The sequence below is a fragment of the Rhodococcus sp. NJ-530 genome (assembly GCF_003860625.1).
Taxonomy (GTDB): domain Bacteria; phylum Actinomycetota; class Actinomycetes; order Mycobacteriales; family Mycobacteriaceae; genus Rhodococcus_F; species Rhodococcus_F qingshengii.
On record NZ_CP034152.1, the window covers coordinates 5,279,581 to 5,303,906 of the forward strand.

The 24,326-nt window shown below is 62.6% G+C and carries 19 protein-coding genes; 13 read left to right on the forward strand and 6 right to left on the reverse strand.

Going from position 1 to position 24,326, the window contains the following annotated elements:
• Positions 1-58: 58 nt before the first annotated feature.
• The 3 genes from EHW12_RS24575 to EHW12_RS24585 all read right to left on the reverse strand — a co-directional run bounded on the left by EHW12_RS24575 (position 59) and on the right by EHW12_RS24585 (position 2,739).
• Positions 59-559: a DUF6764 family protein gene (locus EHW12_RS24575; protein WP_081558406.1), complete on the reverse strand. Its 501-nt coding sequence runs from the start codon at positions 557-559 to the stop codon at positions 59-61.
• Positions 560-652: 93 nt separating this feature from the next.
• The gene (ligD, locus tag EHW12_RS24580) at positions 653-1,693 is read right to left on the reverse strand and encodes a non-homologous end-joining DNA ligase (protein WP_003940248.1); all 1,041 of its coding nucleotides are present in this window, start codon (positions 1,691-1,693) and stop codon (positions 653-655) included.
• Positions 1,693-2,739, reverse strand: coding sequence for an ATP-dependent DNA ligase (locus tag EHW12_RS24585; protein ID WP_003940354.1), 1,047 nt, complete (start codon positions 2,737-2,739; stop codon positions 1,693-1,695). The genes ligD and EHW12_RS24585 overlap by 1 nt, the downstream gene beginning before the upstream one ends.
• 109 nt (positions 2,740-2,848) lie before the next feature.
• On the opposite strand from EHW12_RS24585, the gene EHW12_RS24590 reads away from it, so the two are divergent.
• A complete protein-coding gene (locus EHW12_RS24590) occupies positions 2,849-3,466 on the forward strand; it encodes a hypothetical protein (RefSeq protein WP_007731384.1) in 618 nt (205 codons plus the stop codon).
• Positions 3,467-3,554: 88 nt separating this feature from the next.
• Here EHW12_RS24590 and EHW12_RS24595 read toward each other — a convergent pair whose 3' ends face one another.
• The gene (locus tag EHW12_RS24595; RefSeq protein WP_007731382.1) at positions 3,555-4,706 is read right to left on the reverse strand and encodes a magnesium and cobalt transport protein CorA; all 1,152 of its coding nucleotides are present in this window, start codon (positions 4,704-4,706) and stop codon (positions 3,555-3,557) included.
• 302 nt (positions 4,707-5,008) lie between these two features.
• Positions 5,009-5,626: a TetR/AcrR family transcriptional regulator gene (locus EHW12_RS24600; protein WP_007731377.1), complete on the reverse strand. Its 618-nt coding sequence runs from the start codon at positions 5,624-5,626 to the stop codon at positions 5,009-5,011.
• 100 nt (positions 5,627-5,726) lie between these two features.
• Between EHW12_RS24600 and EHW12_RS24605 the strand changes: the two genes are divergently transcribed.
• The 12 genes from EHW12_RS24605 (at position 5,727) to EHW12_RS24660 (ending at position 22,852) form a co-directional block, all read left to right on the forward strand.
• The gene (locus EHW12_RS24605) at positions 5,727-6,641 is read left to right on the forward strand and encodes an SDR family NAD(P)-dependent oxidoreductase (RefSeq protein ID WP_007731375.1); all 915 of its coding nucleotides are present in this window, start codon (positions 5,727-5,729) and stop codon (positions 6,639-6,641) included.
• 49 nt (positions 6,642-6,690) lie between these two features.
• Positions 6,691-8,292: a helix-turn-helix domain-containing protein gene (locus EHW12_RS24610; protein ID WP_007731373.1), complete on the forward strand. Its 1,602-nt coding sequence runs from the start codon at positions 6,691-6,693 to the stop codon at positions 8,290-8,292.
• 144 nt (positions 8,293-8,436) lie between these two features.
• Positions 8,437-10,035, forward strand: a complete 1,599-nt coding sequence (locus EHW12_RS24615; protein ID WP_007731371.1) for an ABC transporter substrate-binding protein — start codon at positions 8,437-8,439, stop codon at positions 10,033-10,035.
• A gap of 227 nt (positions 10,036-10,262) precedes the next feature.
• Positions 10,263-11,864 (forward strand): ABC transporter substrate-binding protein, encoded by a 1,602-nt coding sequence (locus EHW12_RS24620; RefSeq protein ID WP_030535172.1) that lies wholly within the window; start codon positions 10,263-10,265, stop codon positions 11,862-11,864.
• A gap of 62 nt (positions 11,865-11,926) precedes the next feature.
• A complete protein-coding gene (locus EHW12_RS24625; protein ID WP_003940249.1) occupies positions 11,927-12,940 on the forward strand; it encodes an ABC transporter permease in 1,014 nt (337 codons plus the stop codon).
• A 1-nt stretch (position 12,941) separates the two neighbouring features.
• A complete protein-coding gene (locus tag EHW12_RS24630; RefSeq protein ID WP_225320135.1) occupies positions 12,942-14,822 on the forward strand; it encodes a dipeptide/oligopeptide/nickel ABC transporter permease/ATP-binding protein in 1,881 nt (626 codons plus the stop codon).
• Entirely contained in the window at positions 14,819-15,610 is a 792-nt protein-coding gene (locus tag EHW12_RS24635; RefSeq protein WP_003940215.1) for an ATP-binding cassette domain-containing protein, read from the forward strand. Before EHW12_RS24630 ends, EHW12_RS24635 begins: the two co-directional genes overlap by 4 nt.
• On the forward strand, positions 15,607-18,966 hold the full coding sequence (locus EHW12_RS24640) for an alpha/beta fold hydrolase (protein WP_125051954.1): 3,360 nt from the start codon (positions 15,607-15,609) through the stop codon (positions 18,964-18,966). The genes EHW12_RS24635 and EHW12_RS24640 overlap by 4 nt, the downstream gene beginning before the upstream one ends.
• Complete coding sequence (locus EHW12_RS24645) at positions 18,963-20,126, forward strand: M20/M25/M40 family metallo-hydrolase (RefSeq protein WP_054187730.1); 1,164 nt, start codon at positions 18,963-18,965, stop codon at positions 20,124-20,126. Before EHW12_RS24640 ends, EHW12_RS24645 begins: the two co-directional genes overlap by 4 nt.
• Complete coding sequence (locus EHW12_RS24650) at positions 20,104-20,925, forward strand: GNAT family N-acetyltransferase (protein WP_007731362.1); 822 nt, start codon at positions 20,104-20,106, stop codon at positions 20,923-20,925. The genes EHW12_RS24645 and EHW12_RS24650 overlap by 23 nt, the downstream gene beginning before the upstream one ends.
• The gene (menC, locus tag EHW12_RS24655) at positions 20,915-22,048 is read left to right on the forward strand and encodes an o-succinylbenzoate synthase (protein WP_030535169.1); all 1,134 of its coding nucleotides are present in this window, start codon (positions 20,915-20,917) and stop codon (positions 22,046-22,048) included. Before EHW12_RS24650 ends, menC begins: the two co-directional genes overlap by 11 nt.
• Positions 22,049-22,171: 123 nt before the next feature.
• Positions 22,172-22,852, forward strand: coding sequence for a 3'-5' exonuclease (locus EHW12_RS24660; protein WP_003940028.1), 681 nt, complete (start codon positions 22,172-22,174; stop codon positions 22,850-22,852).
• 28 nt (positions 22,853-22,880) lie between these two features.
• On the opposite strand, the gene EHW12_RS24665 is transcribed toward EHW12_RS24660, so the two are convergent.
• Positions 22,881-24,308: an amidase gene (locus tag EHW12_RS24665; RefSeq protein WP_116057885.1), complete on the reverse strand. Its 1,428-nt coding sequence runs from the start codon at positions 24,306-24,308 to the stop codon at positions 22,881-22,883.
• Positions 24,309-24,326 lie beyond the last annotated feature (18 nt).

The following is a 24,326-nucleotide window of genomic DNA, read 5'->3' on the forward strand; positions in this document are numbered from 1 at the left end:
CAGGAGCTTGACACCATTGTGACCACTGTCACGCAAGAGGCTCAGGGCCGGGGTGCCCTCACGGGGTGACCCACGTCGAAGTGCCGTCGCTGAAACATCCCTGACCTGTGGCGATATTGAAAACAAGGGTGGGACCACCTGAGCAGATCGCCCCGACGTCCGCGTCACCCACTGCCGCTCTGCCGCCAGGTCCGCTGAGCACGACGGCAAATGGTGAGGAGTCGGTGCGACCGAGTGCGAGCGAACCCGGGCCGTACGCGACGGCGGCAAGTAACCCACCGCGCGACTCCGCCGCAGCAACGCCGCCGAAGAGGCCGAGGCCTGCCGACCTGCCGCCGTCTCGAGAATCCGCGACGCCGACGCCGTCGCCCTCGACGTGTGAAATCGCGTAACTGGAGGCATCTGCCACCGCTCGGCATGCGGATGACCCGTCGACGATCGTCTGATCTTGCCCGCGCGCCGAACAATCCAACGTCGCGGCTGACGCTGTTCCGCTACCGAGTGACAATCCGAAGGCGGCAAGAATCACACCGCCCGCCGCTAAGCTTGCTGCTCGCATTTTCCGGCGATCCATATCCAACCCCCACAGTGCATTCGACGTGACCGTACATTCGACGTCTGATCGAATTACCCGATATGTCCGCCTCTGACGCTACCCGTCTTTGTTCTTCCGATCGCGGTCCTTGCTCGGTTGAACACGTTTGGGTTCACCGGGCATTTTGGGATAGTTCGGCGGGTACGGCAGATCGCCCAGTCCTGCCGCCAGATCCTTCTCCCACATCTCCAACAGAACATCGAGGGCAAAGGCCTTGTCGTGCATGGCTTCCATCGGATCACCACGATCGGCGAGCAAGCCGGGAACCGTGGCGATGGTGCAGTCGTCTGGATGCACGTCGCGCAGTTCGTCCCAGGTCACCGGCGTCGACACAGTTGCGATCGGCGTCTTACGAGCGGAATACGCCGCCGCGATCGTCCGGTCACGGGCATTCTGATTGAAGTCGATGAAGATCCGTTCACCCCGCTCTTCCTTCCACCACGCGGTTGTGGCGCGATCGGCACTACGACGCTCGACTTCACGAGCAAGGGCGATACCCGCGTGACGGACCTCGACAAAATCCCAGCGCGCCTCGAGCGGGATGTAGACGTGAAGGCCTCGGCCACCGGACGTCTTGGGAAATCCTTCCAATCCCAACTCAGCGAGCAGAGGGCGAAGGACCTCGTCCGCGATGGCAACGGCCTCGTCGAACCCGGTCCCCGGTTGCGGATCGAGATCGATGCGCAGTTCGTCCGGGTGGTCGGTGTCCGGGCACCGCACGGCCCAGGGATGAAACGTGACAGTCCCGAGATTGGCGGCCCACACGATGTTCGCAGCACTTCGCACTCGAAGGACGTCGGCCTTGCGACCCGACGGGAACGTGACCTCGCAGGATTCGACGTGCTCGGGCCGTTTTGCCGGCAGCCGCTTCTGGTAAACCTCTTCGCCCTCGATGCCGTCGGGGAATCGCTGAAGATGCGTGGGCCGATCTTGGAGCGCCCGCAACGCTGCACCCTGCAGCGCCACCGTTCGGTAGTACTCGACAAGATGCCGTTTGGTTCCGCCGTCCTCACCCAACTGCGGATAGTAGATCTTGTCCGGGCTCGACAATCGGACCGCGATCCCGTCGACGTCCAGTTCCTCTGCCGGGCTCGCCATCACTTACCGCCTGCAAGAACATCCGCGAAGTCGTATCGCACCGGAACCTCCAACTGATCGAATGTGCATTCGTCGGGCACCCTGTCCGGACGCCAGCGCAGGAATCGTGCAGCGTGCCGAAAGCGTTCCCCTTCCATCTGGTCGTACGCCACTTCGAGCACCCGCTCAGGACGAAGCGGAATCCAGGAGCGGTCTGCGGCCGATCTCCACCGGCTGGCCTCTCCCTCGGCTACAACGTCGTCCCCGAGGCGCAAAGGTTCGAGTTCGGCCAACAACTCGATCCGCCGCGCCGCGGTGAAAGCAGAAGCGCCACCGACCATCTTCAATTCGGAACCGTCGTACAGACCAAGAAGCATCGACCCGATACCTGGCTGACTCTTGTGGGGACGGTAGCCCAGCAGTACGACATCCGCGGTCCTGGCGTGTTTCACCTTGATCATCTCGCGCTTGTTCGGCAGGTACGGTCCCGCCAGCTTCTTGGCGACAACCCCGTCGAGACCCGCGCCTTCGAAGGTTTCGAACCAGGCCATTGCTTCGGCGCTGTCTGCCGTCGCTGCCGTGACGTGGCAACTCGGCCCGCCACCGATGCAATCGAGGAGCAGCGCACGTCGGACCCCGAAGTCCTCGATCGAGACGTCGCGATCGCCGAGCGCCAGTAAATCGAACCCGACAAATTGCGCTGGCGTCTGTTCCGACAACAATGCGACGCGGCTCGCGGCGGGATGAATCCGCTCGGAGAGCGCTTCCCAACTCAGACGCGTCACACCGTCGATCTCACGGGGAACCACCAGTTCTCCGTCCACGACACATTTTTCGGGCAATTCAGACTTGACAGCTTCCACCGCTTCGGGAAAGTACCGCGCCAGGTCCTTTCCTCCTCGCGATCCGAGCACCACTTCGTCACCGTCACGAAAGATGATTGCTCGAAATCCGTCCCATTTCGGCTCGTACGACCACGTCGGGTCACCGGACTCGGGCTGAGGCGGCACAGTGGCCGCAGCCTTCGCGAGCATCGGGGCAAGCGGCGGCATCAGGGGTAGCTCCACCTACCCATACTGACAGTCCGGTTGGCAATTCGACTACCGATGTATTGGAATAGGTCCCGAACAATCCACGAACCAACAGAATTATCCAAGAATCAACAAAGGGGTCCTTATGTCCGGAATCGTCCGGCGACTTTGCACTGCGGTGATCGCAACTTCTGCAATCGCCGCCTTCACCGTCGGTTGCGGTTCCGACATCGAGCCGAAAGCCATTGCGGAATCATCTTCCTCGGTTGCCGATTCGACCACTACCTCCGCGGCCCCGACCACCTCGAAGATCACCGGCCAGGAGGGCTCGGACGACGGCGGCGACGTCGACATCGACGTGTCGATCGGTGATTGCGTCAAGCTCGGAGGCACCACGACGGCCGCAGAAATCGACAACGCGGACTGCGGTAGCAAGGATTCGAACTACAAGGTGGTCGCCAAGGTTCCCACCTCTGATCTGTGTGCCTCCGACGTCGACTCGTACTACTACGAGACCCTCGCGGGTGACGAGCAGGGCGCTGTCTGTCTCGACGTCGACTGGGTAGTCGGCGGATGCATGGACCTCGGCAGCGGAATGGATGAGCCCGCCCGCATCGAATGCTCGGATACCAGCGGCACCAACGTCGTCGAGGTCGTCGAAATCCTGCAGAACTCCACGTCGATCGACGAATGCGGTTCGGGGGCAGACTCGGGATTCGAGCACCCGGAACGTAAGTTCACGGTCTGCGTCGCAACGCTCTGATTCGAGCGCCCTCCCGAAAAACACCTGTGCGCCTTGCCAACCGATCTCGGTTGGCAAGGCGCACAGCGCTTTCTACAGCCGGCGCTTTCTACAGCCAGCCCCGACGCTTGAAGATCGTGTAGAGACTTCCACAGGTCAGGAACATCATCGAGAGCGCAAACGGATAGCCCAAGTGCCAGTGCAGTTCCGGCATGTCGTCGAAGTTCATCCCGTACACGGTTCCGATGAGCGTCGGCGCGAAGAGAATTGCCGCCCACGCCGAGACCTTCTTGATCTCCTCGTTCTGCGCGTAGCTTGCCTGCGTCAGATTGCGCATCTCCTCGTTCTGGTTCTGCGACACCAGAGTTGCGTTCACCGTGAGGATGTTTCCGAGCAACTGACGAAAGCCGTCGGCCCGCTCCACCACAGTCGTCGCATGGTCGGTGACGTCGCGCAGGTATCGCTGGAGTTCCTCGTCCGTGTGGTACTTGTCGAACCCTGCCGACAACCCACGCAGCATTCCCAGCAGCGGACGCGTCGCCCGCTGGAATTCGATCACCTCACGGGTCAGTTCGTAGATGCGACGCGAAACTCCGGGATCGCCACTGAATACTTCGGTTTCGATCTCGTCGATGTCGTTCTGCAGTCCGGCCACCACCGGGGCGTACCCGTCGACGACTGCGTCGAGAATGGCATAGAGAACGGCCTCGGTACCCAACCGCAACAGGTCAGGATCGTTCTCCATGCGAGTCCGCACCGCCGACAGATCCGGCGATTCACTGTGACGGACGGTCAGAATGAAGTTCGGACCACAGAAGATGTGCAACTCGCCGAATTCGACCCGCTCGGTCTCGTCGCGGTACCGCGCAGCACGCAGCACCACGAACAGTGTCTTGCCGTAGCGCTCGAGCTTGGGGCGCTGGTGCGCGACGATCGCATCCTCGACCGCCAGTTCGTGGAGGTCGAAATGTTGTGCAGCGGCATACAACTGGGCGTCGTCGGGCCGGTACATGCCGATCCACGCCATCGACTGCGAATCCGGAAGGCATGACAGTGCTTCCGCCAGCGTGGACGGTGACGCTATCCGCTCGCCGTCGCGGTACACGCCGCTGTTGACGACGGTCGATTCGACGGGCGCCACCGCCTCGGGCGGGGCAGCCTTGACGACGGTGCGTGCGGCACGCGAGTGTCCGGGATGTGAGTCACCGAGCCCCGCGGAACGACGCGGCAGTACCGAACGTGAACGACGAAATTCGCGCATGCTGAACAGCTTTCGAGGGAAGAGTGAACGACGACGCTTGCTTCACAGCAAAGCCGAAGCCGATGAACACACGATGAAGCTGCAGCAAAATACCGGATCAACCCGGGCGGCTACAGCTTCAGTTGGTACTCGGAGGTTGGCCACGCATTACAGCCACACCTCCTCTTCCCTGAATTCCTACGCAAGTCCGCGCACGACGCCAACATGCTACCCCGACTGTCAGAGCGGGACAAACCGAACGACAAGCCGCAGGACAGCACGAACCGGTCGGAGGAAACCCGCTCGACGAATGCAGCTTTCAGTCAGTTCGCAGCGCGCAATCCGCCGATCAACAGTTCGACGATCTGGTCCGCCAACGACTCCGTCTCCGCCAAAGTCTGCCCTTCACGCCTTCGGTACCAGAGGTCGATGCCGTTGAGACTGCTGAGGAGGACTTTTGCCGCCATTCGAGGTGAGCCCGCACGAATGGAACCATCCGCGACACCTTCGGTCATCACGTCGACGAACAGATTCTCGTAATCGAGTCGCAGCGAATTCAGTTCCACGAGGACTTGCTGTTGTCTCGGTTTGAGCGCGGAGTTCATCTGGCCCCGGACGCCTTGGTGGATCGTGTGGTGGTACCCGAGATGTGTCATGAGATTGACCAGGTGGGCGTGCGACATCGCTTCGAGACGCGCGAGGCCGCTTTCTGCCCCGCCCATCCGAGACTCGACCTCAGCGCGGAGCAGGCTCATCCCGCGCTCGTAGATTGCCAGGTAGATGTCGAACTTCGAACGAAAGTGGTAGTAGACAAGACCTTTGGTGGCGCCGATTCGATCGGCCAGTAAATCTACAGTCGTGGCCGCGTAACCGTCTTCGGCAAAGGCGTCGGCGGCGCTGGTGATGATCGCGGATCGCACGTCCGGAAGATCACTACTCATTCGACTTCCACTCCCATTCACACTGCCTGCCGGCCCTTGACTGTTTCCACGCCATCGCATAGTAATACTGAGTAGTATCCCAGATCAGAGAGGTTTTCCAATGTCGTTGGATTTTTCCGGCAAGGTAGCGATCATCACGGGCGCAGGCGGCGGACTCGGCCGTTCACACGCATTGGCCCTCGCCGCACGCGGCGCACGCGTCGTCGTCAACGACATGGGTGGCTCGGTCAACGGCAGTGGCGGCGCTGATACCGCAGCAGCCAAAGTAGTGGCGGAAATCGTCGAGCTGGGCGGCGAGGCCATCGCGGACCACTGCGACATCACCGACGTCGACGCCGTTGCCGCCATGGTCGCGACGGCCGTGGACAAGTGGGGCCGCGTGGACATCCTGATCAACAACGCCGGAATCCTGCGCGACAAGTCGTTCATCAAGGCCGAGCTCGACGACTTCCGCAAAGTCATCGACGTGCATCTGATGGGTTCCGTCATCTGTTCCAAGGCAGTCTGGCCGCACATGGTCGAACAGAACTACGGACGCATCCTCATGACTACGTCAGCATCGGGAATTTACGGCAACTTCGGCCAGGCGAACTACGGCGCCGCGAAGTCCGGCGTCGTCGGCCTGATGAACGTTCTCGCCATCGAGGGCGAACGCAAGGGCATCCGCGTCAACTCGCTGGCCCCGACCGCCGCGACCCGCATGACCGAAGACCTCCTCGACGAGAAGACTCTCGCTCTGCTTGCACCCGAATCGATTTCACCCGGCGCACTGTTCATGGTCTCCGATGACGCACCGACGAAGACCATCCTCAGCGCCGGCGCCGGCGTCTTCGCGATCGCTCGCATGGAAGAGTCGCAGGGCGTCTACATCCCCGAAGGCGCACTCTCGCCCGAGGTCGTCGCCGAACGGTGGTCCGAGATCAGTGACATGACCGATTCCGTCCAGGTGCCCGCGGCGTTCGATCAGACCCGCCGGTTCGTCGAGAAGGCCGTGGCGGAGCAGCCCAGCAACTGAGCAGGGCAACCAGACAACTGATCGACCCCGCTCCCCCTAAGGTGTGGTGGTGACCACACCTACGGGAGTATCGATCGTCGACATCGTCGACAGACTGGGAATGACGTTCCTCAGCGGTGGCGACACCGTCGACGGCGCCCGCACTGTCAGCCGCGTGACCCTGCACGAAGGGTCCGAAGCTACCCAGGACAGTGCGGGCGCCGTCGTACTCGGCGCAGGTCTCGCAGGTTCGGCCGATATCGCAACGGCGGTAAGAGAATACGGCTCGGCAGGTGCGGTAGCGCTGATCGTCAAAGAGCCCCTGGACTTCGACGGCCTCGTCGAGAAAGCGGTGGCCGACACCGACGTCGCACTCCTCGGAATGGTCAAGGATGCAAGCTGGCTGCAAAGCGCGTCGTTGATCAACGAGATCCTCGAATCCGGCAACAACGGGGACCGCACGTCGGCCGCCGACGCCGACCTGTTCGATCTTGCCAACTCGATCGCTCAGGTATTGAACGGCCCGGTCACCATCGAGAATCAGTCGAGCCGGATCCTCGCGTTCTCGGCGGATCAAGCCTTCGGCGACGAGGCACGTAAGCAGAGTGTCCTCGGACATCAAGTGCCGCAGCACTATTCCGATCGGCTCAGGTCAATGGGGTATTTCAACAAGATCTACGGCTCTACCCTGCCGGTATTTCTACCGGGTATCGGGCCGGGCATCAGGCCCCGCGTCGGCATGCGAATACATGCGGCATCGCAGATCCTCGGTTCGATCTGGGTGATCTTGGACGAGGAGCCGAACGAATTACAGGTCAAAACGCTCGTCGAGGCTGCGGGCGTGGCCGCCATGAGTTTGCTTCGCGCCAAACTGGCCGCGGATTCGGCACGACGACTGAGGTTGGGCGAGGTGATCACGTTACTGAGTGGCGGCACTTCAGCGAAGGAAGCGGCCGAGCGACTGGGCTACGGCCGTTCGAAAGCAAACGTGCTTGCGGCCGGCTTCCGTAGCGGCGCCGGTGCATCGTTGGAGGCCGAAGCCGACGTCGATCAACTGGCCCTGACACTCAATACCTATCTCGACCAAGTATTTCCGCTGTCGGTGGCGGCAGCGATCGGCGGCACCGTCTACGCCGTAATCCCACACACCCGGCACCAGACCGACGACGACTACGTGCGTCGGATCGCGTCGGAGTTTGCAGACCGTTCCCGTTCGGAAAAGTCGGTGGTCATCGGAATCGGTGCGACAGTGGCCGACGTGATGACGCTGGAGAAGTCACGCGACGAAGCCGACCGAGCGCTTCGCGTTCTGAGGTCGACGTGGAATTCTTCGGGCCGGACCGTCGCGCGCGCCGACGACGTGCAGATCAATTCCCTACTTCTGCGCCTCTCCGACGCCCTGGCGGACGAGAACGAGACCGCATCGGGTCCGCTCGCGGTACTGCGTGAGTACGACCGCAGTCACGACATCAACCTTGTCGACACGCTCCGCGCCTGGCTCGACACGTTCGGTGACATTCCGGCTGCTGCGTCCTTGGTTCACATCCACGTCAACACGTTCCGGTACCGCCTCAAGAAGCTTGCCGGGATTGCCGGCATCGATCTCGATGATCCGGAAACTCGATTCAGCCTGATGCTCCAGCTTCGTCTCTTCCATCCGACAATGTTGTAGCGATCTACCAAGTCTCACGAAACATTCGTAAATCCGGACGATGTTCTCGTCCTTTTGTTGGGTGAAGATTCAAGCAATCGTCTTTTGCTCCTGACCCGACAGACCTCGCGTCATTCGGGCGGGACCACACCTTCCGGAGGCACCATGAAACAACGGTCCTACGCACTACTGGCTGCGGCAACTGGCACCGTTCTTGCCCTGACCGCGTGCTCAACGGGTGGCTCATCGGGTTCGGGTGGGGGTGAACCCGTCACGGACGGCACCTTCAAATTGGCTCTCGTGGCCGACCCTGGCGCTCTGAATCCGCTGATGACCGCCGCTTCGCCGGCGCACCAACTGGCGCGTCTGAGCTACGACTATCTGCTCCATCCGGATCCCGATACCGGCGTAACCAAGCCCTGGCTCGCCGAGAAATGGGAAGAGACAACCACTTCCGCGTCGTTCACCATTCGCGACGGCGTCACCTGTAACGACGGATCCGCTCTGACTGCCCAGACCGTCGCCGACAACGTCAATTTCATCACCAACGCAGCAAACAAATCCGCTCTCCGCGGGGTGTACGCACCGGCAACTGCAACTGCCACCGCCGACCCGGCGACCCGGACCGTAACGGTCACAACTCCGGAACCCTCTCCGTTCCTGCTTCTCAACCTGGCGCGAATACCGATCATGTGCGAGGCCGGGTTGAAGGATCCGACGGCGGCAAACAAGACGACCTTCGGGTCGGGCATGTTCCAGATGACCGAGGCAGTCGCCAACGATCATTACTCCTACGTTCGGCGCGACGGATACAACTGGGGACCGGACGGCACTACCTCCGACACTGCCGGTGTACCCAAGAATGTCGTCGCATCCATCATCACGAACAACAGCACAGCGGCCAACCAGGTGTTGTCCGGTGATCTGAATGCCGCTGCCGTCTCCGGCCCCGATCAGGACCGCATGAACGCCGCGAACTTGGATACCGTCAAGCAGCCTGCTCCAGCGGGCGAGATGTTCTTCAACCACAGTCCCGGCAATCCGACGAGCGATCCTGCCGTACGCAAGGCGCTGGTCCAGGCTCTCAATCTCGACGACCTCGCCGAGATCTTCACCGCCGGCCGCGGAACCCGATCGACCACAATGGTGTCCATCGAACCGCGGGCCTGCATCTACGACTCTGTCGCCGGAAACCTACCGGACTTCGATACCAGTGCGGCCGCAGCAACTCTCGAGTCTGCGGGCTGGAAGGTCGGCGCGGACGGTAAACGCAGCAAGGACGGCACACCGCTCCGAATTCGGATGGTCTACGAGACGTTCGGCGACGCGACCGATGCTGCCGCCGACGTCGCAGTCAACGCGTGGAACGACCTGGGCGCCACCGTTGAACTCACCAGTGGAGACTCGAACAAGATTCTCGATGTCGCACTCAGCGGCAAGGACAACACGGCGTGGGATGTCGCGTGGGAGCCGATCAACGTCGCGCTGCCCAGCATGCTGGTCCCCTTCCTCTCCGGTCCGGTGCCCGCTGCGGGAATGAACTTTGCGTCGATCTCCAACCCGGCCTACGACGCAGCCGTCACCAAGGCTTCCGGGCTGACGGGCGAGGACGCTTGTGCCGCTTGGGCAGACGCTGAGTCCGAGATCATCAAAGCAAACTCGGCGGTACCTTTTGCCGACAAGATCACGACTCTCTACTTCAACAATGCGGGTCTTGCATTCGGCCGCAATTTCATCGGTTCGGCCCTGCGCCTGTACCAGTAGACCGCCGGTAGCGACCGGGGAAATCGTCGTGTTTCGCCGGTCGCTGTCGGTATACGGACAGGTATTCACTGATCCTGACGGTTTTCGTGGGAGCGGACGAAAATCGACCCGATTTTCGTGAGGATCGACAGAGATGCGCGTCACGTCATGCGCCAAGATTTAGCAGTCAACACTCAACCGCGCCCTCACGTTTTTCGCTCGGGCCCCTGCTCCATCACGGAGGCACCATGAAACACCGCTTCTATCCAACACTTGCGGCAGCCGCAGGGCTCACGCTTGTGTTGTCTGCTTGTGGCTCGGGAGGCACGTCCTCGGGCGCCAGTGGCGGTGAACCGGCCACCGACGGGACCTTCCGTTTCGCCCTGCAGGCCGATCCGGGTGCACTCAACCCGATCATGTCGGCCGCCTCGGCGACCGCCGAGTTGTCTCGTTTGGCGTACGACTACCTGATCTACCAGGATCCCGATACCAGTGAAGTCGGACCGTGGTTGGCGGAGAAGTGGGAGGAGACCCCGACCTCGGCGTCCTTCACCATCCGTGACGGGGTGACCTGTACCGACGGATCGACGCTGACACCGCAGACCGTCGCGGACAACATCAACTTCGTGGCCAACCCGGACAACGGTTCACAGTTGCGCGGGTCCTCCGTGCCGACCGGCGCCACTGCGACTGCCGATCCGGCAACGCGCACTGTCACGGTGACCACTCCGGCGCCGAGCCCGTTCCTTCTTCTCAACGTCGGTCGCCTGCCGATCCTGTGCGAGGCCGGATTGAAAGATCCGACAGCGTCGAACAAGAAGTCGCTCGGCACCGGCATGTTCGAAGTCACCGAAGTTGCCGCCAACGACCACTACACGTTCCAGCGTCGCGAGGGCTACAACTGGGGCCCCGACGGCACGACCTCCGACACCCCGGGCGTCCCCAAGACGGTCGTCGCCGCCATGTCGCCGAACGTGAGCACCGCCGCAAATCAGCTGCTCTCGGGTGAACTCAACGCAGCTCCGATCGCCGGTCCGGACAAGGACCGCGTCGCGGCAGCCAATCTGGACTCCGTCGGTCGGCCTCTGCCGGCAGGCCAGATGTACTTCAACCAGATCGCGAGTAATCCCACCAGCGATCCCGCAGTGCGCAAGGCCCTGATCCAAGCGGTCGATCTCGACGACCTCACTCAGGTCATCACCGCCGGACACGGGGTCCGGGCAACCAGCCTCGTCGCCGTCGAACCGCGCGCCTGCGTTTACGACTCTGTCGCAGGCAACATTCCGGACTTCGACCTCACTGCCGCCAAGGCAACACTGGACGGCGCTGGTTGGACCGCCGGCGCTGACGGCAAGCGAAGCAAGGATGGCAAGCCGCTCAATCTCCGCCTCGTGTACGACGGCACCGACGATCCGCGCAACGCGGCGGCGGAACTTGCTCAGTCGGCGTGGTCCGAACTCGGCGCAAACGTCGAGGTGACCGGGGGCGACTCGAACAAGATCATCGACGTCATTCTGAGCGGCAAGGACAACTCTGCCTGGGACATCGCCTGGGTCCAGGTCAACTCCTCGCTGCCCAGCACCTTCACTGCGTACTTTGCCGGGCCGGTTCCCGCAGCAGGCAAGAACTTCGGATCGGTCAGCAACCCCGCCTACGAAGCAGCAGCCACCAAGGCTTCCGGTCTGACCGGTAGCGACGCTTGTGACGCCTGGGCCGACGCCGAGTCGGAGCTCACCAAGACGATCGCGGCCGTGCCCTTCGCAGACTCCGTCATGAACGTGTACTTCAACAAGGCCGGACTCTCATTCGGCAAGTCGCTCAACGGTTCTGCGCTGCGTCTCTACCAGTAGGCCGTCCGCCCACTCTGAAATATCTTCCCGCCCCAGCATCCCGCCCTCCGGAAAGACAGCCCATGAGTCAAACTATTGAAGCCGCGAAACCAGAAGCGGCGCCTCAGGCTCGAGCAAAGTGGCTCGAGTCCGACAGCTGGCCCGCATATCTTCTGCGTCGTTTCGGCACCTTCGTGATTTCACTCTGGGCGCTGGTGACTGCGGCGTTCCTGATGCTCCAACTGATTCCGGGAGACCCGGTTCGGTTGGCACTGGGAATGAACGCACCGGTCGAACTGGTCGAGACAACGAGGTCTCAGCTCGGTTACGACCTTCCCTTGTGGCAGCAGTACTTCCGATTCGTCGGCGGGTTGCTGAGCGGGAATCCCGGTGACTCGATCACCTTGAGGACTCCGGTCTTCGAGGTGATCGCGTCCCGCCTACCGGCAACACTCGAACTGGCTGTACTCACAGTCGTCACGGTGCTGCTAGTGGGCATTCCGATCGGCCTCATCTTCGCTGCACTGACCCGCAACGGTCGACGACGCGGAGTCGAGATCGGTTACACCGCAACGTCGGGCACCATCGCCGTGATCCCCGAGTTCATGTTCGGTACGGCGCTGGTCTACCTCTTTGCCGTCACGTTCCCTGTTCTGCCCGTCGCCGGCCGAGGTGGACCGGAAAGCTACATCCTCCCGGTCGCGGCCATGTCGATCGGTGCCATCGCCTCGATGTCGCGCATCGTCCGTGCAGAGGCGCTCGGCGTGTTGGACATGGACTACATCCGTACGGCGCGCGCCAAGCGAATGCCCGTGGCACGAATCTACTTCCGTCATGCAATGCCCAACCTCATGACGTCGACGCTCACGCTCGCCGGACTCCTCCTGGGTGGTCTGATTGCCGGCACCGTGCTCATCGAGAGCATCTTCGCCTGGCCCGGCATGGGCATGGCGCTGGTCAAGTCCATCACCGAGAAGGACTACCCGCTCGCCCAGACACTGGTCGTGATCTACGGCGCCATCGTCCTTCTCATCAATTTCATCGTCGACGTGGTGCTCGCTCTCATCGACCCACGATCCACAATTCGGGAGAACTGAGTTGAGCACCTCACCTACGGCCCCCACTGCGGCCCCCAAGACGCCCCCGCGACGACACTGGATCGTCGGAACGTTCCGCACCCCATTGGGAATCCTGGCCCTCACCTTCCTGACCGCTCTGATCGCCCTCGTCATCTTCGGACCGATGATCTGGGGTGACGCCGCTGTCGCAGCCAACCCGAAGGCACTCTCTCAGGGACCGAGTTCCGAGCACATCTTCGGCACCGACGCCGGCGGGCGTGACGTCTTCGCCCGCACGATGACCGCCGCGAGACTGTCGGTGCTCATGGCTCTCGGAGCCGTCGCACTCGGTGTCACAATTGGCCTGATACTCGGTACGCTCCCGACGCTCGCTCCCCGCTGGGTCGGACGAATGGTCGTGGCATTCCTCAACTTCGCCATCGCATTCCCCGGACTGCTCCTCGCGATCTTCCTGTTGGTCGTTCTCGGACAGGGTGCTGGCAGCGCGGTGATCGCCATCGGTCTCGCCCTGGCCTCGCCGTTCGCGAGGTTGACGTACGCACTGGCTTCGTCGGTCAACGGACGCGACTTCATCGACGCAGCACGCATCCTCGGGGTTACCAAGCCGGGGCTGCTGTTCCGCCACATTCTCCCCAATATCCGTGAACCACTCATCGTCAATGCCAGCATCGCTGTCGGCAGCGGCCTCGTGGTCTTCGCCGGACTCTCGTTCCTCGGCTTGGGCATTCAGCCGCCTGCATTCGACTGGGGCCGGATGCTCAACGAAGGTCTGTCGAAGATCTTCGTCAACCCGGCCACCGCACTCGCCCCCGGCATCGCCGTCGTGCTCGCCGGCTTGACCTTCACGCTGCTCGGCGAGGCCATTGCTCGCGGCGCGGGAGTTCGCAGCCCGATCAGCAGTCGCCTGCCGAAGTGGAAGCCGATCAACCGGAAAACTGCCCAGGCCGATTCGGCGCCCACCGACGAAGACGCGGTACTGACCGTCCGCAACATGTCCGTCGCAGTCCCCGCGGGTGACGACTGGCGTCGCCCCGTCGACAACATCAGTTTTACAGTTCACCGCGGCGAAACCGTGGGCATCGTCGGTGAATCCGGATCCGGAAAGTCACTGAGTTGCATGGCAATCGCGCAGCTGACCGACCACCCCACCGTGGTCGACGCCGGGCTCATCGAGTTCGACGGCACCGTGCTGATGAAGGACGGCAAGCGGCCGGACGACGCGGCTTCGCGCAAGGTTGCCCGCCAACTCGGCACACGTATGGCGATGGTGTTCCAGGATCCGATGTCGTCCATGAATCCGTCTCTCAAGGTCGGATATCAGGTCGCCGAGATCGGTTGGCTCCACGAAGGTATGAGCAAGGCCGACGCGAAGAAGGCGGCAGTCGAGCGACTGAACGCCGTCAAGATCCCCGACGCGCCCAGGCGTGCGAAGCAGTACCCCCACGAGTTCTCCGGCGGTATGCGTCAGCGCGCGATGATCGCCATGGGTCTGATGGGTAAGCCCGCTCTGATCATCGCGGACGAACCCACCACTGCGCTCGACGTGACCGTTCAGCGTGAGGTCCTCGGGCTGCTCCACGAGGTTCGCGAAGAAACCGGCGCCGCAATCCTTCTCATCTCGCACGACATGGCCGTCATCACCGGCATGTGCACCCGTGTCCTCGTCATGTTTGCCGGCGAAATCGTCGAAGACATCGCAGTCGACGATCTGATTGCCGGCCGTGCAAAGCATCCGTACACCCGCGCGCTGATCGCCGCGGTCCCCACCATGAGCACCGATCGCGACAAGCCGCTTGCCACCGTCGACGAAGCCTGGCAGGTGGAGAGCCTCGACGCCGAGGAGAGCACCGCCGACATCGAGTTGGAAGAACTGTTGGCTGTTGCAGAGGAGATCCGATGAGCAGACTCGAATTCCGTGACGTCAACGTCCACCTCGGTAGCGGTTCGAAAAAATTCCACGCCGTCAAGAACATCAATCTCGACATCCCCTCCGGATCGGTGGTCGGTCTCGTCGGTGAATCGGGTTCCGGAAAGTCGACACTGGCGCGAGCAACTGTCGGCCTGGCCGAGCCCAGTTCCGGCCAGATCCTTCTCGACGGTGTGGACGTCGCTCACGCCCGCGGCGCGACGGCTCGTCTGCGCCACCGGATCCAGATGGTCTTCCAAGATCCGTACTCGTGCCTCGACCCGCGAATGACCATCGGCCAGTCACTCGCCGAGGCGCTGCGGTCCACCGAGCGTCGTGACAAAGCTCGCCGCAGCCGCGGCGACCGCGCTGCCGAGGTCGCTCGACTCCTCACCACCGTCCAACTGCCGGTGGAGAAGGCGCACGAATACCCATCGTCGTTGTCGGGTGGTCAGCGCCAACGCGTTGCCCTCGCGCGGGCTTTGGCAGCCGCACCGGCAGTTCTGCTTGCCGACGAAATCACCTCCGCTCTGGACGTGTCCGTGCAGGGCGCGGTTCTGAATCTGTTGGTGGATCTGCAGAAGCAGCTTGGTCTGACGGTTCTGTTCGTCAGTCACAACCTGGCGGTGATCCGCTACGTCTGTGACCACGTCGCAGTCATGCTCGGCGGCGAGATCGTCGAGCACGGGCCGGTTCTCGACGTGATCGATTCGCCCAAGGAGCCGTACACGGCAAAGCTGTTGTCCGCGATCCCGACATTCGGGGAGCCGATGTTCCAATGACAACGCCGACCACTCTCGACTCCCCCGCAGCCGTAGCCCGTGCCGAAGAACGTCGTTCGGCGAGAATCCAGGATTACGCGTCCGTGGTTACACCGACCAGCATCGCCGTATCGGCGTCGGGACGCATTGCATACGTACGTACCGAATCGAATCCGGCTGCGGATACCAACGAGCACTCGATCTGGTTGGCTTCCCCGCAACTACAGCTCACCGCGGGACCTGCCGACACCTCGCCGGCCTGGCATCCCGTTTCGACGCTGTTGGTCTTCGTTCGGCCGGATTCCTCGGGCACACCACAACTGTGGAAGGTCGACGCCACCGGGGGTCCGGCAACACAGCTGACCACCACGGCGCAGCTCCCGCTCGGCGCGGGGGCACCGGTGTTCTCTCCCGACGGCGCTCGGATCGCCTTCAGCGCCCCCGTCGACCGCACTGCCGCCGGATCGTCATGCCTCTTGGTGGCGAAGCGCCTCAACTACAAGGTCGACGGATCCGGTGTCCGGGGCAGCGTTCGGGCGCACCTGTTCGAGTTCGATCTGGCCGCCGGCTCACTACGGCAGCTGACGGACGGCGATTGGGACGCTTCGCATCCCTCGTACAGTCCCGACGGCACCGAACTGGCTTTCACCGCGGCGATGGACGGCGACGCCGATCTGACGCGGGCGAGTTCCGCCTGGACCGTATCGCTGACTGATCTCGCCTCCGTTCCGCGGATGTTGGGGCACGCACGCGGCATCGCAGGACCACTTGCATGGACACCTGCCGGCGACGCGGTCGTAGCCGTCGGTTGGCACACACCGATCATTCACAACAACGAACTTCTTGTCCTGCACCGCGACCAGCGAGTGGAAGACCGCAGCCTGACGTCCGGACTCGACCGAAACGTCATGCCGGGCGGGACCGGTTATCCCGGTGGCGCACCGAGTTTCACCGCCGACGGCGACATCGTCTTCTGCATCCGCAACCACGGCTCCACCGAACTGCACAAGGTCGATTTCGGATCAGGCTCCGTCTCACCACTTCTCACCGGCGAGCGGACAGTGGTCTCAGGCCTTGCCCTGACGTCCGGGCGAGCCGTCGTCGCGCTGGCAACGGCGACATCCTTCGGCGAGGTCGCCGTCATCGACCTCGAGACTCGTGCAGTCGAAACCGTCACCGAATTGAACACGGAACTGACAACTTCCGTCGCGTTTCCAGTCGCCTCCGAGCGTTGGTTCGACATCAGCGACGGCACCCGTGTTCAGGGTTGGATCCTGCGCGACCCGAACGTCACGGGCGCCGGTCCGCTGGTTCTGGACGTCCACGGCGGACCACACAATGCCTGGACCGGAACGCCGACCGTGATGCACGCATACCACGCGGAACTGGTCGCGCTGGGATTCACGGTCTTGATGATCAATCCGCGCGGAAGTGACGGCTACGGAAACGACTTCTTCGACGGTGTGCGGGACGGCTGGGGTGAGGCGGATCGTGCCGACCTGCTCGAACCGGTCGAAACCCTTGTCGCCGAGGGGATGGCCGATCCGAAGCAACTGGTACTCACGGGCTACAGCTACGGCGGATTCATGACGTGCGCCCTGACGTCCGTCACCGATCGGTTTGCCGTCGCAGTCGCCGGTGGTCTCGTTTGCGACATCGCGAACACAGCCGGCCCCTCGGACGAGGGCATCTTGCTGCAGACGGTCGAATTCGACCCGCAGTCATCTCGGGTACGGGAACTTTCGCCGCTGGGGCGAGTCTCCCAGGTGACGACACCGACGCTGATCCTTCACGGCGGCAGCGACGTCCGTTGCCCGGTCAACCAGGCCGAACAGTGGTTCGGTGGACTGCGTTTGGCCGGCACCCCGACCGAGTTGGTGGTTTTCCCGGACGCGTCACATGCCTTCGTGTTGACGGGTCGGCCGTCCCACCGACTGGAGTACAGCACTCGTCTCGTCGACTGGATCGAACGGCACCTCTCCCCCAAGCCCGCACTGACCACGGTCGATCCCGACTACTGGCAGTACCGACTCGACACCCTGAGTGCGAAGTACGGGGTGCCCGGCGCCTCACTGGGAATTCTGACCACAACCCGCAGCGGATTCTCCCGCACCGTGGTCACGTCCGGTGTCGTCAGTACCCGCACCGGCGTCGCGGCTACGCCCGACACGCTGTTCCAGATGGGTTCGATCAGCAAGGTCTGGACGGCCACCCTGATCATGCAGCTCGTCGAAGAAGGATTGCTGGATCTCGACTCACCTGTCCGGAACATCCTGCCGGACTTCGCAGTTGCCGACGCGGTAGCCACCGAAACGGTCACGACTCGCCACCTGTTGACTCACACCAGTGGCATCGACGGTGACGTTTTCATCGACGGCGGGCGCGGCGACGACTGCGTCGAGCGATACGTCGCATCACTGAAATCAACGGTGCAGCTCTTCGCCCCCGGCACCGATTGGTCGTACTGCAACACCGGCTTCGTGATCGCCGGACGAATCATCGAGGTTCTCCGAGGTAAGAGTTGGGACGCGGTTCTGCGCGAGCGGATCATCGAACCGCTCGGCCTGACCAAAACCACGACCCTGCCTGAGGAGACGGCACTGCACCGCGCTGCAGTCGGGCACGTCGGCGGTGCCGACGACCTCGAGCAGACACCACAGTTCCTCATCCCCCGCTCGATGGGCCCCGCCGGCCTCATCAACAGCACGGCCGAAGATCTACTCCTGTTCGCTCAGGACTCGATGCGCGAGGACCCGGTTCTCCTTCGGCGTTCCACTCATCTGGCGATGCTCGAGGAGCGCCGCCAGATCGGTGACGTGTCGTCAGCGGACATCATGGGAACCACGTGGTTGCTGCACAATTGGGGCGGTGTACTGGCTCATGGCCACAATGGCGGAACTCTCGGCCAGCAGTCGTTCTTGCGAGTGGTGCCGTCGTGCGGTCTAGCCGTGGTCCTGATGGCCAACGGTGGAGCAATGGACGCTCTCTCCGGCGATCTTCTGGCTGAAGTAATCGGTTCCATAGGCGGCGTCAGTGTGACACCGGCATTCTCGCCTGGTGACCCCCACACCCGCGTCACGTCCTCACCTGAAGAACTCGATGCGCTGTGCGGCCTGTACCGCGATGCCGCAGCCGATTTCGTCTTGGAAAGGACCGGCGGTTCCCTGACCGCCCGCCGCACCGATCACATCGACCCTTCGGTCACCGCCGAAAGCGCAGAGTCCGTCTCTCTCAGCCTGATCGAAGTTCACCCTGGAGTGTTCGGGACCCGACTCCCTCAATCAGCAGGTTGGATCCGGATCACTTTCTCCGACAACGGGAGTACACAATTGCTACACGTCGGAAGCCGCGCGTATCCGCGAGTGAACAACCGATGACCATTCTCCGCGATCTGGCCGAGCGCCAACTTCCTCAGATCCTCGAGGACGCCATCGCGCTCATCGAAGTCGAGTCGCCGTCACACGATCTCGAAGCTGTTGCCCGCAGCGCGAAGTGGACGTCAGATCTTGTCCACGAACGACTCGGCGTGACACCGGAGTCGATAGTGACGGAAGGCCGAACCCATCTGGTGACCCGTTTCGGCAGCTCACCGACGCGGTTGATGCTGCTCGGTCATCATGACACCGTGTGGCCGATCGGCACCCTGACACGCCTGCCCGCAGCCGTCACCGACGGAGCGCTCCGAGGTCCGGGCGGACTCGACATGAAACTTGGTGTCGTTCAGGCAATCCACGCCCTCGCTATCGTCCGGGAGCTGCACGGCGACGATGCACTCGACGGAATCACACTCCTCGTGACCGGTGACGAAGAAATCGGTTCACCCACGTCGCGGTCCCTCATCGAGGAACTTGCGGCAGGCGCGGTACTGGTTCTCGAGGCCGGCGGTGACGGTGGCGAACTGAAGACTGTCCGCAAGGGGGTGTCGCTGTATCGGATCCATGTTGCCGGTCGCGCCGCCCACGCCGGGCTGGAGCCGGAAAAAGGCATCAACGCTGCAGTAGAACTGGCTCGTCTCGTGATCGCGATCAACGACTTGTCCTCGCCGGCACAGGCAACCACCGTCACCCCGACTGTCATTTCAGCCGGAACCACAACCAACACCGTTCCGGCAGAAGCCTTCGTCGACGTGGACGTGCGCGCAACCAGCGCCGCCGAGCAGGAGCGCGTCGATGCGAATATCCGAGCCCTGCAGGCAATCCACCCCGAAGCCGTAGTCACGGTCTCGGGTGGTGTCAACCGTCCACCTCTCGAAGCGACGATGTCCGCACCGTTGCTGGCGTTGGCGGAACGCGTTGCGCTCGAGCATGATCTGACTCCGCTCGTCGGCCTCGCCGTCGGCGGAGCCTCGGACGGAAACTTCACTGCCGGTATCGGTATCCCCACCCTCGACGGCCTCGGTGGCGTCGGCGGCGGTGCACACGCCGAGACTGAGCATGCGCTCGTGTCCGCAATCGCTCCGAGGACGGCGTTGGTTGCGGGCCTTATTCGTTCGATCACGTCTGAAGGGGGCCCTCGTGTCGAAAAGCAAAGCGGTTGAGTTTCGAGAACTGGTCGATACCCGCGAAATAGCCGATCTATCCGCCGTTTTCGACGAGATCTGGGCTACCAGTCCCGGACCGGCTCATTTCGGCACTGCGATGTTGGTTGCGCTTCACCACGGTGGTCACTACGTGGTGGGAGCCTTTTCCGAAGGCGAAATGATCGGTGGTTGCGTCGGATTCTTCGTCGAGCCTCTCGGCGAGGTTCTGCACTCACACATCGCCGGAGTACTACCGGGACACGCAGGCAAGGGAATCGGCCGCGCCCTCAAGCATCATCAGCGAGACTGGTGCATCGAGCGCGGCGTCAGGACGATCCGGTGGACCTTCGATCCACTGGTCGCACGAAATGCCTATTTCAACATTCAGCGTCTCGGAGCCGAACCGGCCGAATACAACCCGGATTTCTACGGGTCGATGGCAGACGGAATCAACGCAGGCGACGCCAGCGATCGTATGCTCGTCAGTTGGGACCTCGACGTCGATGGATCTCCGAGTTCTACTGTGGCCGTGAATGATACATTCAAGGTGCTTCAACCCACCGAAGACGGTACGCCTCGAATGCTCCCGATCCCACCCGACTGCGTCGATATCGCAGTCGGAATACCCAGAGACATCGAGCATCTGAGAACAGTCGACCGCGCCTCTGCCTTTGCCTGGCGACACGCGCTTCGCGAGTACCTCGAACCACTGATCGCCTCGAAGGAATGGCAATCGACCGGCTTCGACCCCAGCGGCTATTACATGTTCACGAAAATCTGCGAGACAACCGGAGAAGAGCAAGTCCATGCACATTGAGTCCGTCGAATTGCGCGAACTGCGCATCCCTCTCGTCTCCCCCTTCACCACGTCATTCAGCACCCAGCTCGAGCGCAACACCCTCGTCCTGAAAGTAAGCGGCACCACCGACGGCCCCAACGGTCCGGTGGAGACCGTCGGCTGGGGCGAGTGCGGCTCGCTCAGCGATCCGTACTACAACTCCGAATACACCGCTGGTGCGCGGGCGATGCTTCGCGAGTATCTCGTTCCGACGCTGCGTAAGTCGCAGTCGGATCAGCCGCTCTCGGCCGAGACGGTCGGCAGCGTACTTCACCACGTCGTGGGTCACCAGATGTCGAAGTCGGCTATCGAAATGGCAATCCTCGATGCTGAATTGCGGGCTCGTGGACAGTCTTTCGCTCGGTACCTCGGTGCCACTCGCACTCGGGTGCCCTCGGGAGTGTCCGTCGGCATCCAGGACAGCATTCCGCAGCTACTCGAAACCGTCGGCAACTATCTGTCGCAGGGTTACGTGCGAATCAAGCTGAAGATCAAGCCGGGCTGGGACATCGCTCCCGTGGCTGCGGTGCGCAAGGAGTTCGGCTACGACGTTCCTCTGCAGGTCGACGCGAATGCCGCGTACACCCTCGTCGACGCGCAGTTGCTGCGCCGCCTGGACGAATTCGCATTGCTCCTCATCGAACAGCCGCTGGCCGAGGACGATTTGGTGCAGCACGCCAAGCTCGCCCAGTCCCTCTCGACTCCGATCTGCCTCGACGAGTCGGTCGAGTCGGCCAAGGATGCGGCGGATGCCATCACGCTCGGTGCCGCTTCGGTCATCAACATCAAGCCGAGCCGTGTCGGTGGATATCTGGAAGCCAAGCGCATCCACGATCTCGCCTCGGCACACGGTATTGCGGTGTGGTGCGGCGGAATGCTCGAGACCGGAATCGGCCGCGCCGCCAACGCGGCCCTCGCGGCGCTGGACGGGTTCACGCTGCCCGGCGACATCTCGGCTTCCGATCGCTTCTACAAGGAGGACATCACCGAACCGTTTGTCATCGAGGACGGCCACATCGCTGTGCCGCAGGGACCGGGCTTCGGTGTGACTCCACGTGAAGACGTCATGGATCGCTTCACGGTCGGAACCGAGATTCTGTAGGTCCGTCACACAGTCACGCAGCAGCCACCTCCACCTTCACCCCGGAGGTGGCTGTTCGTCGTTTGTGTCAGTAGGGAGGTGCATAGTGATTCGGACATGACGTTCTGCACCGAAAGGCCCCCGATGAGTAGCTGGTCCGATCGCCCGATCTGCGCGTTCGACCTCGAGACCACGGGGCGGGATCCGTCGACCGCTCGTATCGTCAGTGCCTGCGTCGCGGTGATCGACGGTTCGAGTGTCGAAACACGCACGTGGCTACTCGATCCCGGCGTCGACATCCCCGCCGGCGCCTCGGCTGTTCACGGCATCAGCACCGAGTTCGCGGCGCAACACGGCCAGGATTATTCCGAGGGCTACGAAGAGATTCGCGAGGCTCTGCACAATTCCTGGGCGCGCGATCACGCCGTCGTGGCGTTCAATGCCTCCTATGATCTGACGGTCATGCATGCCGAGGGTCTGCGCATCGGCAAGCCTGCATTCGTTCCGGGGTTGGTGATCGATCCGTACGTGATCGATCGGGCGATGGATACGTTCCGCAAGGGCAAGCGAACGCTTGCGGCCGTGTGCGAGCACTACGGAATTTCATTGGAGTCGGCGCACGAAGCCGAGGCCGATGCCAAAGCTGCGGCAGCGTTGGCCCGCGAGTTGGCCGTGCGGTTCCCCGACATCCTGGGGCTCGATCTCATGGTCGATCAAGCCGATTGGCACGCCGAGCGGCAACGCGATTTCGCCGAGTACCTTCTCAGCCAAGGGAGGGACGTGGCAGATGTGAACGGCCAGTGGCCGATTCGCATCATCGCCTGACGTCCTCCCCGGCTCGGACGACCGCGCGCTACGCCGGGACCGGCGGCCACACCGGCGCAATGGACCACGGACGGGCTGTTTCGAGCTGCGACGCAACCTGAATCAGCAGATCTTCACGGCCGAACGCGCCGACCAACTGCACGCCGATCGGAACGCCGGCCGAGTCATGACCCATCGGCAAGGAAATCGCCGGCTGACCTGAACTGTTGAACGGACTGGTCAAGCCGCTGTACCCGGCCGAATGCTCCCAGATCGACATAGGATTCGCCGTATCGAGCAGACCGAGCGGAGCTGCCGGCCGAGCCATCGTCGGAGTCAGCAACAGGTCGTGATCGACAAAGAACGCACCGATCACCTGGGCGGCCCGCTCGAGTTCCTGCAATGCCTTGACAACGTTCGTCGCACTTTCGGACTTCGCGCGGTCGTAGATCATCCGCGCCATCGGCTCGAGGTCGTCGTCGCGGATCGCGCGGTTCAGGGCGTCGAGTCGTTCGTCGACCTCGATCGTCATCGGAATGCCCATCAACACCGAAAGCCCGGCAGTGAGCGCATCGAGCGGAAAGTTCGGGGCACTCTCGGTGACATCGTGACCGAGTTCTTCGAGCAGGCCGGCAACACCGGTCGCGACGGCCGAGCACTCCGGGTCCACCGGTGTGCCGTCAGGAAGAGCGTTACTCAGACCGATCCGCAACCGTCCGGGATCGGCACCCACTTCCTCGATGTACGGCCGCTTCGGCGCCAGGATCACGTAAGGATCGCCCACTGTCGGCCCGGCGGACAGATCGAGAAGCAGCGCAGTGTCGCGGACACTTCGGGTGAGCGCGTGATGAACACTCATCGGCGACGAGAAGAGCGTGCGCGCCGGTGCCGTCGGAGTACGTCCTCGGCTCGGCTTGAGGCCTACCAGGCCGCAGGCCGATGCGGGAATACGGATCGATCCACCACCGTCGCTGGCATGCCCGCCTGGCACAATCCCGACGGCAACAGCTACAGCCGTGCCACCCGAAGATCCGCCGGGCGAACGATCAAGGGCGTAAGGGTTACGGGTGGGTCCGAACAGCGCAGGTTCGGTACTCGCGTTCTTGCCGAACTCCGGGGTGTTCGTCTTGCCGATGACAACCAGACCAGCCTGGCGGTAGCGCTCGACGAGCGTCGAATCATTTTCTGCCACAGCGTCGGCGAACAATCGAGATCCATTGGTGCTCGGCAATCCTGCCACATCCATGCCGAGGTCTTTGATCACGAACGGGACGCCGTGCAGTGGGCCGTCCGGCAGGCCGCCTGATACCTCGTTGCGCGCTTCCTCTCGACGCTCACTGATCACCGCGTTGACTGCCGGGTTGCGCTCGTCGAGCCTGTCCAGACTGAACTCGAGGACTTCCTTGGCGGAGACGTCGCCGCTCTTGATCGCTTCGGCCAGGCCGGTCATGTCGTTGTTGTCGAACAAATCCTGCATCGATGCCCTCATCACTCG